The sequence below is a fragment of the Streptomyces sp. NPDC019531 genome (assembly GCF_044903305.1).
In the GTDB taxonomy this organism is placed as follows: domain Bacteria; phylum Actinomycetota; class Actinomycetes; order Streptomycetales; family Streptomycetaceae; genus Streptomyces.
This window is the reverse complement of record NZ_JBJDQL010000019.1, coordinates 111048-128134: the sequence shown is the minus strand read 5'-3', so window position 1 is coordinate 128134 and position 17087 is coordinate 111048. Positions and strand designations below refer to the sequence as shown.

Annotated in this window: 13 protein-coding genes; 4 read left to right on the top strand and 9 right to left on the bottom strand. The window is 69.3% G+C overall.

Translation table 11 applies throughout. From position 1 onward, the window contains the following. Nucleotides 1-35: 35 nt before the first annotated feature. From ACI2L1_RS22725 to coxB, 3 genes are read right to left on the bottom strand one after another with little or no spacing between them, the layout of a single operon-like run. On the bottom strand, nt 36-434 hold the full coding sequence (locus ACI2L1_RS22725; RefSeq protein ID WP_404741160.1) for a cytochrome c oxidase subunit 4: 399 nt from the start codon (nt 432-434) through the stop codon (nt 36-38). Beyond that, nucleotides 431-2167, bottom strand: a complete 1737-nt coding sequence (gene ctaD / locus ACI2L1_RS22720) for a cytochrome c oxidase subunit I (RefSeq protein WP_404741159.1) — start codon at nt 2165-2167, stop codon at nt 431-433. The genes ACI2L1_RS22725 and ctaD overlap by 4 nt, the downstream gene beginning before the upstream one ends. Further along, a complete protein-coding gene (gene coxB, locus ACI2L1_RS22715) occupies nt 2164-3123 on the bottom strand; it encodes a cytochrome c oxidase subunit II (protein ID WP_404741158.1) in 960 nt (319 codons plus the stop codon). The genes ctaD and coxB overlap by 4 nt, the downstream gene beginning before the upstream one ends. Nucleotides 3124-3367: 244 nt before the next feature. Between coxB and ACI2L1_RS22710 the strand changes: the two genes are divergently transcribed. Next, complete coding sequence (locus tag ACI2L1_RS22710; protein ID WP_404741157.1) at nt 3368-4729, top strand: cysteine desulfurase/sulfurtransferase TusA family protein; 1362 nt, start codon at nt 3368-3370, stop codon at nt 4727-4729. A 20-nt stretch (nt 4730-4749) separates the two neighbouring features. Here the strand turns inward: ACI2L1_RS22710 and ACI2L1_RS22705 are convergent, their stop codons facing one another. Continuing rightward, entirely contained in the window at nt 4750-5724 is a 975-nt protein-coding gene (locus ACI2L1_RS22705; RefSeq protein WP_404741156.1) for a carbohydrate kinase family protein, read from the bottom strand. A 152-nt stretch (nt 5725-5876) separates the two neighbouring features. Between ACI2L1_RS22705 and ACI2L1_RS22700 the strand changes: the two genes are divergently transcribed. After that, nucleotides 5877-6086 carry a hypothetical protein gene (locus ACI2L1_RS22700; RefSeq protein ID WP_404741155.1) on the top strand — a complete coding sequence of 70 codons (210 nt, stop codon included), beginning with the start codon at nt 5877-5879 and terminating at the stop codon, nt 6084-6086. A 164-nt stretch (nt 6087-6250) separates the two neighbouring features. Then, a complete protein-coding gene (locus ACI2L1_RS22695; RefSeq protein WP_404741154.1) occupies nt 6251-7957 on the top strand; it encodes a hypothetical protein in 1707 nt (568 codons plus the stop codon). A 67-nt stretch (nt 7958-8024) separates the two neighbouring features. On the opposite strand, the gene ACI2L1_RS22690 is transcribed toward ACI2L1_RS22695, so the two are convergent. Further along, nucleotides 8025-8381, bottom strand: a complete 357-nt coding sequence (locus tag ACI2L1_RS22690) for an iron-sulfur cluster assembly accessory protein (RefSeq protein WP_020137379.1) — start codon at nt 8379-8381, stop codon at nt 8025-8027. Nucleotides 8382-8657: 276 nt separating this feature from the next. Between ACI2L1_RS22690 and nadA the strand changes: the two genes are divergently transcribed. Next, nucleotides 8658-9842, top strand: coding sequence for a quinolinate synthase NadA (gene nadA, locus ACI2L1_RS22685; protein ID WP_404741153.1), 1185 nt, complete (start codon nt 8658-8660; stop codon nt 9840-9842). A gap of 18 nt (nt 9843-9860) precedes the next feature. On the opposite strand, the gene ACI2L1_RS22680 is transcribed toward nadA, so the two are convergent. From ACI2L1_RS22680 to ACI2L1_RS22665, 4 genes are all read right to left on the bottom strand, one after another. After that, nucleotides 9861-12107 carry a protein kinase gene (locus ACI2L1_RS22680; protein WP_404741152.1) on the bottom strand — a complete coding sequence of 749 codons (2247 nt, stop codon included), beginning with the start codon at nt 12105-12107 and terminating at the stop codon, nt 9861-9863. An 81-nt stretch (nt 12108-12188) separates the two neighbouring features. Continuing rightward, the gene (locus ACI2L1_RS22675) at nt 12189-13334 is read right to left on the bottom strand and encodes an RNA polymerase sigma factor (RefSeq protein ID WP_404741151.1); all 1146 of its coding nucleotides are present in this window, start codon (nt 13332-13334) and stop codon (nt 12189-12191) included. Continuing rightward, nucleotides 13327-13749 carry a YciI family protein gene (locus ACI2L1_RS22670; RefSeq protein ID WP_404741150.1) on the bottom strand — a complete coding sequence of 141 codons (423 nt, stop codon included), beginning with the start codon at nt 13747-13749 and terminating at the stop codon, nt 13327-13329. The genes ACI2L1_RS22675 and ACI2L1_RS22670 overlap by 8 nt, the downstream gene beginning before the upstream one ends. 105 nt (nt 13750-13854) lie before the next feature. After that, nucleotides 13855-16959, bottom strand: coding sequence for an efflux RND transporter permease subunit (locus ACI2L1_RS22665; protein WP_404741149.1), 3105 nt, complete (start codon nt 16957-16959; stop codon nt 13855-13857). Between the last annotated feature and the right edge of the window lie 128 nt (nt 16960-17087).

Here is a 17087-nt window from a genome sequence, read left to right as displayed (position 1 = left end):
CGGAGTGTCCGGGCTCCTGATGAGCTCCGCTCGTGCTATTGCGTGCGGTTCTCACCGCGGTAGTACTCGAAGACCCAGCCGTACAGGCCGACCATGATCACGGGCACCGAGAAGTACAGCAGCCACCAGCCGATCGCGACCGACAGGAAGGCCAGGGCGCCGCCGAAGCCGAGGGCGAGCGGCTGCCAGCTGTGCGGGCTGAAGAACCCGACCTCGCCGGCGTCGTCCGCGACGTCGGCCTCCTTGTTGTCCTGCGCACCGGCGTCCACCCGCTTGGCCGTGAAGCCCAGGTAGAAGCCGATCATGATGGACAGGCCGAAGGCCAGGAAGAGCGCGGTGGTGCCGGCCGGCTCCTTCGACCACACGCCATAGACGATCGCCATGACGAGGATGAAGACGCTCAGCCAGATGAACATCCGTCCTTGGATCTTCACTTGCCGGCCTCCTTGCCGCCCGAGAGGGCCTTCTCACCGTGACCGGCGTTCTCAAGCTGGTCGAGAGCGGCGATCTCCGGGTGGTGAAGGTCGAACGCCGGGGATTCGCTGCGGATCCGCGGCAGGGTGAGGAAGTTGTGGCGAGGCGGCGGGCAGGAGGTCGCCCACTCCAGGGAGCGGCCGTAGCCCCACGGGTCGTCGACGCCGACCGGCTTGCCGTACTTGGCCGTCTTCCACACGTTGTAGAGGAACGGCAGTATCGACAGGCCGAGCACGAACGAGCTGATCGTCGAGATCGTGTTCAGGGCGGTGAAGCCGTCGGCCGCCAGATAGTCGGCGTAACGACGCGGCATGCCCTCGGCGCCCAGCCAGTGCTGGACCAGGAAGGTGCCGTGGAAGCCGATGAACAGCGTCCAGAACGTGATCTTGCCGAGGCGCTCGTCGAGCATCTTGCCGGTGAACTTCGGCCACCAGAAGTGGAAGCCGGAGAACATGGCGAAGACGACGGTGCCGAAGACGACGTAGTGGAAGTGCGCCACCACGAAGTACGAGTCCGAGACGTGGAAGTCCAGCGGCGGCGAGGCCAGGATGACACCGGTCAGACCACCGAAGGTGAAGGTGATCAGGAAGCCGGTGGCCCAGAGCATCGGGGTCTCGAAACTGAGGGACCCCTTCCACATCGTTCCGATCCAGTTGAAGAACTTCACACCGGTGGGTACGGCGATGAGGAACGTCATGAAGGAGAAGAACGGCAGGAGTACACCGCCGGTGACGTACATGTGGTGCGCCCACACCGTCACGGACAGACCCGCGATCGCGATGGTCGCCGCGATCAGACCCATGTAGCCGAACATCGGCTTACGGGAGAAGACCGGGATGACCTCGGAGATGATGCCGAAGAACGGCAGGGCGATGATGTACACCTCTGGGTGGCCGAAGAACCAGAAGAGGTGTTGCCAGAGCAACGCTCCGCCGTTCGCGGCGTCGAAGACGTGTGCCCCGAATTTCCGATCCGCCTCCAGCGCGAACAGCGCGGCGGCGAGAACGGGGAAGGCGAGCAGGACCAGCACCGCGGTCAGCAGCACGTTCCACACGAAGATCGGCATGCGGAACATGGTCATGCCGGGCGCGCGCATGCAGATGATCGTGGTGATGAAGTTGACCGCACCGAGGATCGTGCCGAAGCCGGAGAAGGCCAGACCCATGATCCACAGGTCGGCGCCGATGCCCGGCGAGCGGACCGCGTCCGACAGCGGGGAGTAGGCGAACCAGCCGAAGTCGGCCGCACCCTGCGGGGTGAGGAAGCCGCCCACCGCGATCGTCGAGCCGAACAGGTAGAGCCAGTAGGCGAACATGTTCAGCCGCGGGAACGCCACGTCGGGCGCGCCGATCTGCAGCGGCATGATCCAGTTGGTGAAGCCGGCGAACAGCGGCGTCGCGAACATCAGCAGCATGATCGTGCCGTGCATCGTGAACGCCTGGTTGAACTGCTCGTTCGACATGATCTGCAGACCCGGCCGGGCCAGCTCGGCGCGCATGAAGAGCGCCATCACGCCGCCGATCAGGAAGAACGCGAACGACGTGGCCAGGTACATCGTGCCGATCGTCTTGTGGTCAGTGGTGGTGAGCCACTTGATGACCACACTCCCGCGGGTCTGGCGCCGGACCGGCAGTTCGTCCGCGTAGTGGGACCCTGCTTCGGCGGCACCCTGGGGTTCGTTGAGGATGCTCACAGGTTCGTCGTCTCCCGGTCCTTCTCGTGGGCGGTCTGCTCGATGCCCGCGGGAACGTAACCGGTCTGCCCCTTCTTCGCGAGGTCCTTGAGGTGCTGCTCGTAGCGCTCGGGGGAGACGACCTTCACGTTGAACAGCATCCGGGAGTGGTCGACGCCGCAGAGCTCGGCGCACTTGCCGAGGAAGGTGCCCTCCTTGTTGGGGGTCACCTCGAAGGCGTTGGTGTGGCCCGGGATGACGTCCTGCTTCATCAGGAACGGCACCACCCAGAAGGAGTGGATGACGTCACGCGAGGTGAGGACGAAGCGGACCGTCTTGCCCTTGGGGAGCCAGAGGGTCGGGCCGGGGTTGCCGGTCTGCGGGTTCTTCGTGGCGGGCGTGCCGAAGTCGTAGACACCGCCGGCGTTCGCCGGGAAGTCCTCCTTGAACCGGGTCGGAATCGCGTCCAGGTTCTTGTCGGTCTTCGCGTCGCCCGTGGAGCCCGCGACGGGCTCGATGTAGTTGAAGGCCCAGCTCCACTGGTAGCCCACGACGTTGATGGTGACGTCGGGCTCCTTCTTGAGGCTGAGGAGCTTCGACTCGTCACGGGCCGTGAAGTAGAACAGGACCGAGACGATGACGAGCGGAACCACCGTGTACAGCGCCTCGATGGGCATGTTGTACCGGGTCTGCGGAGGAACCTCGACCTTGGTCCGGCTGCGCCGGTGGAAGATCGTGCTCCACAGAATCAAGGCCCACACCAGCACGCCGGTGGCCAGCGCGGCTGCCCAGGAACCCTGCCACAGGGAGAGGATCCGCGGAGCCTCTTCGGTGGTGGGGGTGGGCATACCAAGGCGGGGGAAGTCCTTGTATGTGCAACCGGTGGCGGTCGCCAGGACCAGGCCCGCGGTCATTGCCTGCAGCAGCTTCCGCCGCATCGGGCGCCGCGGCGAGCGGTCGGAGCCGTTGGGACTCACGTAGCGCCTTCCCGAGAGTCTCGCCCGCGCGGATTGGCTGCGGCCTGCCTTCTTCGGTGGTCGGTCGCCGCCCTGCGTCGGGCAGGGGTTTGGATGTTTATGCGGAGCAAACCCTAGCCGACGCTCTCCGAGGGTTCGCGGGGAGGGGTGCCTACTGGGTTGGGGGTTCGCTGGATTGGCGGCTGCGGGTGCGTTGTGGCTGGTCGCGCAGTTCCCCGCGCCCCTGGGGGGTTAGCGTGGCTGTGTGTCTTATTTCGACGCTGCTTCCAGTGCTCCACTCCATCCCGTTGCTCGTCAGGCGCTGTTGGCCGCCCTTGACGAAGGGTGGGCTGATCCCTCCCGGCTCTATCGGGAAGGGCGGCGGGCGCGGATGCTGCTCGACGCCGCTCGGGAGGCCGCAGCGGAGGCGGTCGGCTGTCGTCCCGACGAGCTGGTGTTTACCTCGTCCGGTACCCGTGCCGTGCACACCGGTGTCGCCGGAGCGCTTGCCGGGCGGCGGCGGATCGGACGTCACCTGATCGTGTCTGCTGTCGAACACTCCTCGGTGCTTCATTCGGCAGAGCTGTTCGAGGTGACCGAGGTTCCGGTGGACCGTACGGGAGCGGTGAGCGCGCAGTCGTACGGCGACGCTGTTCGCCCGGACACCGCGCTCGCGTGTCTTCAGTCGGCGAACCATGAGGTGGGGACCGTGCAGCCGGTGGCGGACGTGGCCGCGGTATGCCGGGAGGCAGGGGTGCCGTTGCTCGTGGATGCAGCCCAGTCGCTCGGGTGGGGACCCGTCGAGGGGGCGTGGTCGCTGCTGACGGCGAGTGCGCACAAGTGGGGTGGCCCGTCGGGGGTCGGCCTGCTCGTCGTACGAAAGGGTGTCCGGTTCTCGCCCCAAGGGCCCGCCGACGAGCGGGAGGCGGGGCGGGCGCCCGGGTTCGAGAACCTGCCGGCGATCGTCGCGGCGGCGGCCTCGCTGCGGGCGGTGCGGGCCGAGGCTGCGCAAGAGGCCGTACGGCTGCGGGAGCTGACGGCGCGGATCCGGGCTCGGGTGCCTCAGCTGGTGCCGGACGTGGACGTGGTCGGCGATCCCGAGCGGCGACTGCCGGGGATCGTCACCTTTTCCTGTCTCTATGTCGACGGGGAGACACTTCTGCACGAGCTGGACCGGGCGGGTTTCTCCGTCTCATCCGGTTCGTCCTGCACGAGCAGCACGCTGACGCCCAGCCATGTGCTGAAGGCGATGGGGGTGCTGAGTGAGGGGAATGTGCGGGTGTCGTTGCCGTTCGGGGCGGTCTCCGAGGAGGTCGACCGGTTCCTGGAGGTGTTGCCGGGGGCGGTGGCGGCGGTACGGGAGCAGCTGGGCGCGCCGACGCCCGCGGCTGTGGTGCGGGACGACTCACTCGTCGTGGACGCCCTCGGCAAACGGTGCCCGATCCCGGTCATCGAACTGGCCAAGGTGATCGGAGACGTGCCGGTGGGCGGGACCGTCCGGGTCCTGTCGGACGACGAGGCGGCCCGCCTGGACATCCCGGCGTGGTGCGAGATGCGGGAACAGGAGTACGTGGGAGAGGAACCGGCGGAGAGAGGAACGGCGTACGTGGTACGCCGGACCAGCTGAAAGCCCTCCGCTCGGGGCGCTCAGCCCAGATGCCCCTGAACCTCGCCCGCCGCCTCGTCCCCGTACGCCTTGGTGAACCGCTCCATGAAGTGCCCGCGCCGCAACCGGTACTCCTGCGTCCCCACGGTCTCGATGACGAGAGTCGCGAGCATGCAGCCCACCTGCGCCGCCCGCTCCAGCGAGACACCCCAGGAAAGGGCCGACAGGAACCCCGCGCGGAAGGCGTCGCCGACCCCCGTGGGGTCCGCCTTGCGCTCCTCCTCCGCACAGCCGACGACGATCGGCTCCTCGCCGGCCCTGTCGACCCGTACGCCCTGCGCGCCCAGCGTGGTGACCCGGTGCCCCACCTTCGCGAGGATCTCCGCGTCCGACCAGCCGGTCTTGGACTCGATGAGCCCCTTCTCGTACTCGTTGGAGAAGAGGTACGTCGCCCCGTCCAGGAGGATCCGGATCTCGTCGCCGTTCATCCGGGCGATCTGCTGGGAGAAGTCGGCGGCGAACGGGATGCCGCGCGAGCGGCACTCCTCGGTGTGGCGGAGCATCGCCTCCGGGTCGTCCGCGCCGATGAGGACCAGGTCGAGTCCGCCGACCCGGTCGGCCACCGTCTTCAGCTCGATCTGGCGGGCCTCACTCATCGCGCCCGTGTAGAAGGAGCCGATCTGGTTGTGGTCGGCGTCGGTGGTGCACACGAAGCGGGCGGTGTGCAGCGTCTCGGAGATACGGACGGACGCGGTGTCGACGCCGTGCCGGTCCAGCCAGGCGCGGTACTCGTCGAAGTCGAAGCCCGCGGCGCCGACCAGGATCGGCTGAGTGCCGAGCTGGCCCATACCGAAGGCGATGTTCGCGCCGACGCCGCCACGGCGGACGTCGAGGTTGTCGACCAGGAAGGAGAGCGAGACCGTGTGCAGCTGGTCCGCGACGAACTGGTCGGCGAAGCGGCCGGGGAAGGTCATGAGGTGGTCGGTGGCGATGGAGCCGGTGACTGCGATGCGCACGACGGAGACTCTCCTGAGGGAGGGTGTGTTGACGGTTAACGCTATCGGGTCCGTATGGAGTACTGCGAGGTGGCCGACGGCGCGTTGAAGCAGGTAAAACTACCCGATAGTAGATCTTTCTTCGCGGCCTGCCACGTGCATACGGTTCCGTCATGACGAACCTTGAGCTGTACGCCCCGGCCCCGGCCGACCTGGACGGCGACCTCGCCTCGCTGCTCGGCGACTGCGCCCGGATGGCTCCCCACTGGGCGGTTCCCGACCCGGTCGTCTCCCTTCCGGTCTCGCCCTCGCTGATCCACGGCGTGACGGTTCCGGAGGGCTCCGCCCGGCTGCTGGAGGCGATGTCGGAGTACGGCGACTGAGTCACAGGGCGTGAGTCGGCGCGTTCGAGGGAACCGCGCGCTCCCCCGCTGCGTCTCACCGCCGTCCCCCGGAAAGGGGATGCGGGATACGACCCGTTTGCCGACCTTTTTGACAGGGTCGGGTCAGGGTCGGGAGACAGTTGCGCAGCAGAAGGAGCGATGCGGTGAACACCGAGCGACCCGACAACGACGACACCGGCGCCTCCGGCGACGTGGACGGGAGCGCTGCGGAGGCTCTTGACGCGGACGGGGCGAGCGGTACGGAGTCGAGCGGTGCGGAAGAGAAGCGGGGCTCCGAGGTTTCCGGTGACGAGGAGACGGACCTCGGCGTGACCGGCCCGGCGCGGGAAGCCGACGGCACGACCGAACCGGACGAGACCGGGGCCTCCGAGCCCCCCGCCCCCGCCCCCGACTCCGAGGTCCCCCGGGACGAGGAGGCCGACGATCTCCGGCCCGCTCGGCGCCGCTCACCCGTCGCCATCGCCGCTGTCGCCGCCGCCGTACTGCTGGTCGGAGGCGGTGGGGCGTACCTCGCGGCCAGTGCCTCCGGAGGGTCGGGCAAGGACACGACGTCCGGTGCGTCCGGTGACGACACTCCCCCGCCTCTCGCGCTCGACGGGTACAGCCAGGGCGGTGGGGAGGGCAACGGCATCGCGCCCGGGGAGCCGAATCCGTACGGCGTGACCTATCGCGCCGACGGGAGTCTCCCCAAGGGGCCCGGTTCGGCGCCCGTCTACCGGGCCGAGGGGCAGGTCACCGAGGACGATGTGACGCGGCTCGCCGAGGCGCTCGGGGTCGAGGGGAAGCCGGTGGCGCAGGGGCAGGTCTGGCGGGTCGGGACCAAGGACGGTTCGGGGCCGGCTCTCACGGTGAACCGGCAGGCGCCGGGGGCCTGGACCTTCCAGCGGTACTCCCCCGTCATCGACAACTGCACGAGCGCCACCGAGTGCGGGGCCTCCACGGATGCTCCCGTGAGCGAGGCGGTCGCGGAGAAGGCCGCCGCGCCGGTGCTGAAGGCGGTGGGCCAGGACGACGCGAAGCTCGACGCGAGCCAGGTCATGGGCGCCCAGCGGGCCGTGAACGCCGATCCGCTGGTCGGCGGGCTGCCCACGTACGGCTGGTCGACCGGCATCACCGTGAACGCGCAGGGTGAAGTGGTCGGCGGTACCGGCCAGTTGAAGGCGCCGGTGAAGAGCGACACATATCCCGTGCTGAGCGCAGAGAAGACGCTCGGCCTGCTGAACAAGGTGCCCGCGACCGACCACCGCATGGGCATCGGCGGCTGCGCCAGTCCCGTACCGCTGAAGGACCGTCTTGAGGCGCCCTGCGGGGAGTCGACGGCGAGCCCGGCGAACAGCACGCTCACCGTCGAGAAGGCGGTGTTCGGGCTGGCGTCGCACTACGTGCAGGGCCGGCAGGCGCTCGTGCCGTCCTGGCTGTTCGAGGTGCGGGCGACGGGCGCGAAGGACGCCTTCACGGTGACGTATCCGGCGGTCGACCCGAAGTACATCGCCTCCTCGGCTTCCGCGACGCCCACGGCACCCTCCGAGGAGCCGACCTCCGCGCCGAAGACGCGGGATGTGAAGGTGGACGGCTACACGGCCGACGGCGACCAGCTGACCGTGAGCTTCACGGGCGGGGTCTGCGGGGACTACACGGCGTCGGCGAGCGAGAGCTCGGACGAGGTGGCGGTCACGGTGACCTATACGCCGTGGCCGGACAAGGTCTGCATCATGATCGCCAAGGAGATCCAGAAGACCGTGCCGCTGGACGAGCCGCTCGGTGACCGCAAGGTCGTGGGCTCGGACGGCAAGGAGATCCCGAAGAAGGCGGGCGCGGCGCGGCTGCCGGAGACCTCCGGGGCCCGGTAGCCCCGGAGACGCGCGAAGGCGGCGGCCCTGTCGGAGGGGGCCGCCGCCTTCTCGCGCTTGGGGCCTCTTAGCTGAAGGAGTCGCCGCAGGCGCAGGAGCCGGTCGCGTTCGGGTTGTCGATCGTGAAGCCCTGCTTCTCGATCGTGTCCACGAAGTCGATGGACGCGCCGCCCAGGTACGGGGCGCTCATGCGGTCGGTGACGACCTTGACGCCACCGAAGTCCTTGACGACGTCGCCGTCGAGGGAACGCTCGTCGAAGAAGAGCTGGTAACGCAGGCCGGAGCAGCCGCCGGGCTGAACGGCGACGCGCAGGGCCAGGTCGTCACGGCCTTCCTGGTCGAGCAGGGCCTTGACCTTCGCCGCGGCGGCGTCGGACAGGATGATGCCGTCGGTGACGGTGCCGGTCTCGTCCGATACGGACATCTACATCTCTCCCGGGTTGTACGGAGACTGCTTGCCGACTGGTGCAACCGGCAAGGCCGCGGATTCATTCCGGGCCGGACGCCGGTTTTCCGGCGCCTTCTTCATGCTCGCACATGCGGCGGTGAGCAGAAAATGCCGCGTCCAGGCCGTATCCCGGCCCCGTGCGCCCCGTTTCGGGATTCACGTCACATCGACGTTATGACCATCGTCAAAGTGACGTGAACCGGGTTATGATAGATAACGTCAGTTAGACGAAAAGTAGAAAGGGTGCGTGTCGTGACCACCGCCCAGACCACGGAGCTCGACGTACAGCCGACTCCGCTCGCCCTGTTGTTGCTCGGCCGTGAGGCCGACCCGAGGAGTGAGCGGGGCGTCGAGTGTCCCGGCGATCTGCCGTCGCCGTCCGACCCCGACCTGGTCGAGCGCGCCCGCGCGGCCAAGGAGAAGCTCGGCGAGAAGGTGTTCGTCCTCGGCCACCACTACCAGCGTGACGAGGTCATCCAGTTCGCCGACGTCACGGGCGACTCCTTCAAGCTGGCCCGGGACGCGGCCGCCCGCCCGGAGGCCGAGTACATCGTGTTCTGCGGTGTGCACTTCATGGCCGAGTCCGCGGACATCCTCACCTCCGACGACCAGAAGGTCGTGCTGCCGGATCTGGCCGCCGGGTGCTCCATGGCCGACATGGCCACCGCCGAGCAGGTCGCCGAGTGCTGGGACGCGCTCACCGAGGCCGGCATAGCCGAGCAGGTCGTGCCGGTGTCGTACATGAACTCCTCCGCGGACATCAAGGCGTTCACGGGCAAGCACGGCGGCCTGATCTGCACCTCGTCGAACGCGAAACGTGCCCTGGAGTGGGCCTTCGAGCAGGGCGACAAGGTCCTCTTCCTGCCCGACCAGCACCTCGGGCGCAACACCGCGGTCCGCGACATGGGGATGTCCCTGGAGGACTGTGTCGTCTACAACCCGCACAAGCCGAACGGCGGCCTGACCGCCGAGCAGCTGCGCGACGCGAAGATGATCCTGTGGCGCGGCCACTGCTCGGTGCACGGCCGCTTCTCGCTGGAGTCGGTGGAGGACGTGCGGGCCCGGATCCCCGGCGTGAACGTCCTCGTGCACCCGGAGTGCAAGCACGAGGTCGTGGCCGCGGCTGACTACGTCGGCTCGACCGAGTACATCATCAAGGCGCTGGAGGCGGCCCCGGCCGGCTCGAAGTGGGCCATCGGCACCGAGCTCAATCTCGTACGACGGCTCGCGAACCGTTTCGCCCCCGAGGGCAAGGAGATCGTCTTCCTGGACAAGACGGTCTGCTTCTGCTCGACCATGAACCGCATCGACCTGCCCCATCTGGTCTGGGCCCTGGAGTCGCTGGCCGAGGGCAAGCTCGTCAACCGGATCGAGGTCGACAGGGAGACCGAGGCGTTCGCGAAGCTGGCGCTGGAGCGGATGCTGGCGCTGCCGTAGGACCGCCGTGCGGCCCGCTCACCCCGGGTTCTGTCCGGGGTGAGCCGGGTCGAGGCTGAAGACGGTGCCGTCCGGGGTGCTCACGACCAGCGCGCCGCCGTACAGCAGCACCTCAGCCCTGACCGTTTCGCTGCTGGCGAGGTGTTCGGCGTGTGCGCCCGTCTCCCACAGCAGCGTGCCCTTGCGGGCGTCGAGAGCCGCGACCCGGCCGCTGGGGCTGGCCAGGTACAGGGTGCGGGTGCGGGAGTCGTAGGTGAGCCGTCCCGAGCCCTCGACGCTGGTGCCGGTCTGCCACAGCTCCTTGCCGGTCAGCGGGGACAGGGCGGTCACCTTGCCGTCGGCCTCGGCGATCAACAGGGTGTCGGCGGCCAGCGTCACCGTGCCCTCGTAGCTCTTCGTCAGCTTCCTCGTGGTGGCGACGCCGGTTTTCGGGTCGGTCAGCAGGATCTCGCCGAATGTCAGGTCGTCCTCGGGGCGCGCCGGACCGCTGCCCGCGCCCGCGACCACGAAGACCAGGCGGCCGTCGACGGTGCCGAGCAGACCGCTCCTGTTCGGGGTCTCCAGACGCCGGACCACCGACCCGTCGGTCCGGTTCAGCTCCACGAACTCGGCCGCCTGGGACTCGTCGTCCGGGAAGCAGTACTCGTACAGGCCGGTGCCGACCGCCAGGAACTGGCAGTAGTCCTCGGCAGGCAGCTGCACGGTCCAGCGGTCGGTGCCGGTGCGGAGGTCGCGGGCCGTCGCCAGCCGGCCGGTACTGTCGGTGGTCAGGACGAGACCGTCGGCCATGGTCAGCTCGACGCTCGTGTCGTTCACCTTGCGGGCCCACAGCTGGTCGCCGCTCTTCGCGTCGAGGGCGACGAAACTGGTCCCCGCCACGGACGCGCCCTTGTAGACGGCCTGCCGGACGAGCACCGCGCCGTCCTGCACGCCGAGGAGCGTGAAGCTGTTCTGCTCGGTCCCGGCGGAGTCGGCGGAGGCGAGGGGGGAACGCCAGACGGTTTCGCCGGTACGGCCGTCCAGTCGTACCGGAAGGATGTTGAGGCCCGCGCAGTAGACCGCGTCCTCGTACGTCCCGCAGGTGGCGTCGCTCCCGAAATCGGGCCCCTGCCCCAGGGGCTTGGTCTCGCCGCGTGGTGCCGTCTTGAACATCGTCGTCTGCCAGGGCTGCCAGCCGGTGGGGACCGCCGCCCACCGGGACGCCGCGGTCGGGGAGGCGCTCGCCGGCTGGGGGCTGTCCGAGAACCCCGGTCCGAAGCGCACGTACCAGAGCAGACCCAGGGCCACCGCGCCCGCCGTGCCGGCCGTCAGCAGCAGTGGGCGGACCCGGCGGCGTCGGCGGCGGGACCGTGGGAACTTCGTCACCGCTCCCGGGTCGGCCCCGGCGTAGGTCTGCTCGACGGCCCGCGGCGCATCCGGGCGCAGCGTCACGGTGCCCGGGTCGGCGGGGTCGGGTTCGGGCAGGACGTCCGCGAACTCCTTCGCCAGTTGTTCGAGTTCGGGACGTTCCGCGGGGTCCTTGGCCAGACAGCGTTCCAGGATCGCGCGCAGCGGCTGTGCCACGCCGTCGAGAACGGGGGCCTCGTGGACGACCCGGAAGGCGGTCAGATAGGGGCTGTCGGTGTCGAAAGGACCGCGTCCTGTGGTGGAGAACACCAGCAACGCGCCGAGCGAGAAGACGTCCGAGGCGGGCCCGACCGTGCGGGCGTCGGTGAACTGTTCCGGGGACATGAAGGGCGGGGTGCCGATCATCTGCCCGGTCTCGGTGAGGGTGTTGTGGTTCTCGGCGGCGCGGGAGATGCCGAAGTCGATGACGCGGGGGCCGTCCCCGGCCATCAGGACGTTGGCGGGCTTGAGGTCGCGGTGCACGACACCGGCCCGGTGGATGTCCCGCAGCGCCTCCACCAACCCGAGGGCCAGCTGCCGCAGCTCGGTGTCCTTCAGTTCGCCCCGCTCACGGATCCGGTCGGCGAGGGAGCGGCCGGGTACGTACTGGGTGGCCATCCAGGGCCGTACCGCCTCGGGGTCGGCGTCCACGACCGGTGCGGTGAAGGCGCCGCTGACCTTGCGGACGGACTCGATCTCCTGGCGGAAACGGGCCCGGAAGACCTTGTTCTCGGCGTGCTGGGCGTGCACGACCTTCACGGCGACCTCGCGCCCGGACCGGGACCTGCCCCGGTAGACGATGCCCATGCCACCGGCGCCGAGCCGGTCGACCAGTTTGTACCCGCCGACCGACTTCGGGTCGTCCTTGTGGAGCGGCACGCCCGAATCCCCTTCCCGATGCACGGCAGTCCGAGGCCACAGCATATGTAACGGGAGTGACGGGCTCCGCCGAGGTGGAGGTCAGCGGCTCAGGTGGGTGTTGAGCCGGGCGGCCTGGCGGGTCAGGTAGTCGCGTTCGGCGAGGTTGGGGGCCTTGTGGGCGGCCTCGGCATACAGGCGTGCCGCGGTCGTCAGGTCGCCGTCGCGTTCGCGGAGGTGGGCCTCGACCGCGGTGCGGCGGGGCACGGAGTCCTCGATCGCGGCCAGCGCGGCCAGGCCCGCGCGGGGGCCGTCGGCCTCGCCCACGGCGACCGCGCGGTTGAGGCGGACGACGGGGCTGTCGGTCAGGGCGGCGAGTTCGTCGTACCACTCGACGATCTGCACCCAGTCGGTCTCCTCGGCGGTGCGCGCGTCGGCGTGCAGGGCGGCGATGGCGGCCTGGGCCTGGAACTCGCCCAGCCGGTCGCGGGCGAGCGCCCCCTGCAGGATCTCCACACCCTCGGCGATCGCCGCGGTGTCCCAGCGGGAGCGGTCCTGGTCGGCGAGCGGGACCAGGCCGCCGTCGGGGGAGGTGCGGGAGGCCCGTCGGGCGTGGTGGAGAAGCATGAGGGCGAGCAGGCCTGCGACCTCGGGGTGGTCGATGACGGCGGCGAGCTGCCGGGTGAGGCGGATGGCCTCGGCGGCGAGGTCGACATCGCCGGAGTAGCCCTCGTTGAAGACCAGGTAGAGGACGCGCAGCACGGTGGCGACGTCGCCGGGGCGGTCGAAGCGCACCCCGGAGACCGTGCGCTTGGCCCGGCTGATCCGCTGGGCCATGGTCGCCTCGGGCACCAGGTAGGCCTGGGCGATCTGCCGGGTGGTGAGGCCGCCGACGGCGCGCAGGGTGAGGGCGACGGCGGAGGACGGGGTGAGCGAGGGGTGGGCGCACAGGAAGTAGAGCTGAAGCGTGTCGTCAACGGCAGGGGTGGGACCGGGCGCCGGCTCCTCCTCGACACGGTCCTCACGTCGGCGGCGGGCGGTGTCCGCGCGGGTCTGGTCGAGGAACTTCCGCCAGGCCACGGTGATCAGCCAGCCCTTCGCGTCCCGCGGTGGGTCGGCCGGCCAGACCCGGACCGCCTCGACGAGCGCGTCCTGGACGGCGTCCTCGGCCGCCGCGAAGTCTGCTCCGCGGCGGACGAGGACGGTCAGCACACTCGGTGTGAGGCTCCTGAGGAGTGCCTCATCCACCGGCATGGCAGTCCGCGACGTTGGGCGCCGCGGCGAGGAACGGACGCAGCTCCAGCCACTCGTGGATCGGCTTCCCGCCGGCCCCCGGGGCCGCCGACAGCTCGCCGGCCAGTTCGACGGCCCGCTCGTGGCTGTCGACGTCGATGATCATCCAGCCGGCGATGAGGTCCTTGGTCTCGGCGAACGGCCCGTCGGTGACCGGAGGGCGCCCCTCACCGTCGTACCTGACCCACTCCCCCTCGGGAGCGAGCGCCTGCCCGTCGACGTACTCCCCGGTCTTCTCCAGCCGGTCCGCGAAGTCCCGCATGTACTGCACATGCGCCGAGATCTCCTCCTGCGTCCACTGCTCCATGGGCACGTCGTTGGCCGCAGCCGGGGCGCCACGGTAGTGCTTCAGCAGCAAGTACTTGGCCATGGTGTCTCTCCTCGGTCCTGATGCGACCCATTGTGGTCGCTCTCACCACCGGGACGGAGCGGGGCACGGGTTCTCGACATCGCCACGAGAAAATGTTCGGCGGTGTCATACGCCCGCCGGTTCAGGTTCCTCCGCGGCCTGCGTCGGCTGTGCGGGAAGGCCGCCCTTCTTCGCCGCCCGCTTCTTCGCCCGGCGCTCCTTGCGGAGCTCCAGCATGGTGTAGAGCGTCGGGACCAGGAGAAGGGTCAGGAGGGTCGAGGTGATCAGGCCGCCGATCACGACCACCGCGAGCGGCTGGGCGATGAAGCCGCCTTCTCCTGTGACGCCCAACGCCATCGGGAGGAGCGCGAAGATCGTCGCCAGCGCTGTCATCAGGATCGGGCGGAGGCGGTGACGACCGCCTTCCACCACGGCCTCGACGACGCCGTACCCCTGTTTCCGGTACTGGTTGATCAGGTCGATCAGCACGATCGCGTTGGTCACCACGATGCCGATGAGCATCAGCATGCCGATCATCGCCGGGACGCCCATCGGGGTGCCGGTGACGATCAGGAGACCGATCGCGCCCGTCGCCGCGAAGGGGATCGAGACCAGGAGGATCAGTGGCTGGGCCAGTGAGCGGAAGGTCCCGACCAGCAGCATGAAGACGATCGCGATCGCCGCCAGCATCGCCAGGCCCAGGTTCTTGAACGCGGAGTCCTGGTCCGAGGTGACACCGCCGATCGCGGCCGTGGCACCCTGCGGGAGCTTCAGCGCGTCGAGCTCGGACGTGAGGTCCGCGCTCACCGCACCGGTGTTGTCGCCCGTCGGTTTCGCCGTGATCGTGGCGGCCCGCTGGCCGTCGATCCTGGTCATCGACACCGGGCCGTCCACCAGCTTCACCGTGGCGATGTCCCCCAGCCTCACCGGGCCGAGCCGCAGGTTCCGCAGCTCGTCCAGGGTCGCCGCCGGCTTCGCCGACCTGATGACGATGTCGCGCTCGGTGTCGTCCAGGGTCGCCTGGCCGGCCGTGGTGCCCTTGACCGCCTGGGTGACCGCGGCGCCCAGAGTCTGGTCGTCGAAGCCCTCCGCCGCGGCCTTGTCGTTCGCCTTCACCGAGATCCGGGGCACGCTCTGCGCCAGGTCGCTGGTGACGTCCGTGACGTCGTCCAGGCCGGCCACCGTCTTGCGCACCTGCTCGGACGCCTCGCGCAGAACGCCCGCGTCGGCCGCCTTCACGACCACGCTGAGGTCCTGGCTGCCGAAGCCGTCACCGGCCGCGACGGTCGTCGTACCGATGCCGTCGAGCTTCTTCAGGCCCGCCTCGATGGCGTCCTGGACCTCGTCGTACGTCGCCGAGTCGGCCAGCATCACCTGGTAGGACGCCTGGTTGGTGTCCGTGCCGCCGCCGAAGGCCGCCATGAAGCCGGAGGAGCCGATGGTGACCTGGTAGTCCTTGACGCCCTTCGTGCCGGCGAGCAGCTTCTCTACCTTCCTCGCCTGGGCGTCGGTCGCCGCCAGACTGGTGCCGGGCTTCAACTCCTGCTTGACGGTGAGGACTTCCTGCTCGCCCTGGTCGAAGAAGTTGGTCTTGAGGAGCGGGGCCATGCCGAAGGTGCCGATCAGGATCACGCCCGCCAGCAGCACGCTGGTCAGACGGCGCCGCGTCGCGAAGCGCAGGACGGGGACGTAGAGGCGCTGGAGCCTGCTCCTCGCCTCCTTCTCCTCCGCCATCCGGCGTGCCTCGTCCGCGTCCTCCGGTGTGCCCTTCGGGGCGCGCAGGAACCAGTACGACAGCACCGGGACGACCGTCAGGGACACCAGCAGCGAGGCCAGCAGGGCCGCCGTGACGGTCAGGCTGAACGCGCCGAACAGCGCGCCCACCATGCCGCCGACCAGGCCGATCGGCAGGAAGACGGCGACCGTGGTGAGCGTCGAGGAGGTGACCGCCCCGGCCACTTCACGGACGGCGTCGAGGATCGCGGACCTGCGCTCCTCGCCGTAGCCGAGGTGCCGCTTGATGTTCTCCAGTACGACGATGGAGTCGTCGACGACCCGGCCGATGGCGATGGTCAGCGCGCCCAGCGTCAGCATGTTGAGGGACAGGTCGCGGGTCCACAGGACGATCAGGGCCAGGAGCACGGAGAGCGGGATGGAGACCGCCGTCACCAGCGTCGAGCGGACCGAGGCCAGGAAGACCAGGATCACCAGGACCGCGAAAAGCAGGCCGAGCGCGCCCTCGGTGGTCAGGCCGGAGATGGCCTTCGAGACGGCCGGGCCCTGGTCACTGACGACCGTGATGGTGGCGCCGGAGCCGAGATCCCCCCGCAGGTCGGGCAGCTTGTCCTCGACCGCGTCCGAGATGGCGACCGCGCTGCCGTCGTGGTCCATGGTGACCGCGACGGAGAGGCTGGGCCTGCCGTCGGTGCGGGTGATGGAGTCGGCCGGGGCCTGCGTCTGCTCGACGGTGGCGAGGTCCCCCAGGCGGACCGGCTTCTTGCCGGTGATCACGAGGTCGCGGATCTGCTCGACGGAGGTGAAGCCACCGCCCACCTGGACCGTACGGTTGGCGCCGCCCTCGTCGAATGAGCCGGCCGGGACGGTCGCGCCGCCCGCCTGGAGGGCCTGGGCGAGGGACTGGGTGGTCAGCCCGGCGGCCGCGAGCTTCCCGTCGTCCGGGGTGACGGAGACCTGGAGGTCACGGACACCGCTGACGGTGACCTGGCCGACGCCTTCGATGTTCTTCAGATCCGGTACGACGGTCCGGTCCAGCTGGTCCGCGAGGGCCTGCTGGTCCTTGTCCGAGGTGACGGCGAGGACGACCGTCGGCATGTCGTCCGTGGAACCGGCGACGACCTGCGGGTCCACGTCGTCCGGGAGCCGGGCCCGGTTGACGGCCAGCTGGACGTCGGCGACGAGCTGCTTGGTGTCGTTGCCGTAGTCGAAGGACGCCATGATCACGGCGTTGCCCTCGCTCGCCGTGGAGGTCACGCCGGAGATGCCGTCGACGGCTTCGAGGTTGTTCTCGATGGGCTCGACGACCTGCTTCTCGACGACGTCGGGGGCGGCGCCCTGGTAGGGCGCGATCACCGACACCATCGGCAGTTCGATGGTGGGCAGGAGCTGCTGTTTCAGCTGCGGGATCGCGATCGCGCCGAACGCGATCGCGATGAGGGACATCAGGCCTGTCAGGGCCCGTTGCGCGAGGCTGAACCTGGACAACCAGGACATGGGTCAGGGTTCTCAATTCCGTGAGCGGCAGAATGGCCTCTCAACCCTGTGGCACTCATGTGAGGTGATCCGTAGCCCCCAGGACCATTTCCTTATACGGCGCCTACTCCGGGCGCAGTACGGGAGGG

Bases quoted from the DNA above. Each gene is read 5' to 3' on its own strand.
- ACI2L1_RS22690 (WP_020137379.1), bottom strand. From the start codon at position 8,381: ATGTCCGTATCGGACGAGACCGGCACCGTCACCGACGGCATCATCCTG.
- ACI2L1_RS22700 (WP_404741155.1), top strand. From the start codon at position 5,877: ATGACGAACCTTGAGCTGTACGCCCCGGCCCCGGCCGACCTGGACGGC.
- ACI2L1_RS22670 (WP_404741150.1), bottom strand. From the start codon at position 13,749: ATGGCCAAGTACTTGCTGCTGAAGCACTACCGTGGCGCCCCGGCTGCG.
- ACI2L1_RS22665 (WP_404741149.1), bottom strand. From the start codon at position 16,959: ATGTCCTGGTTGTCCAGGTTCAGCCTCGCGCAACGGGCCCTGACAGGC.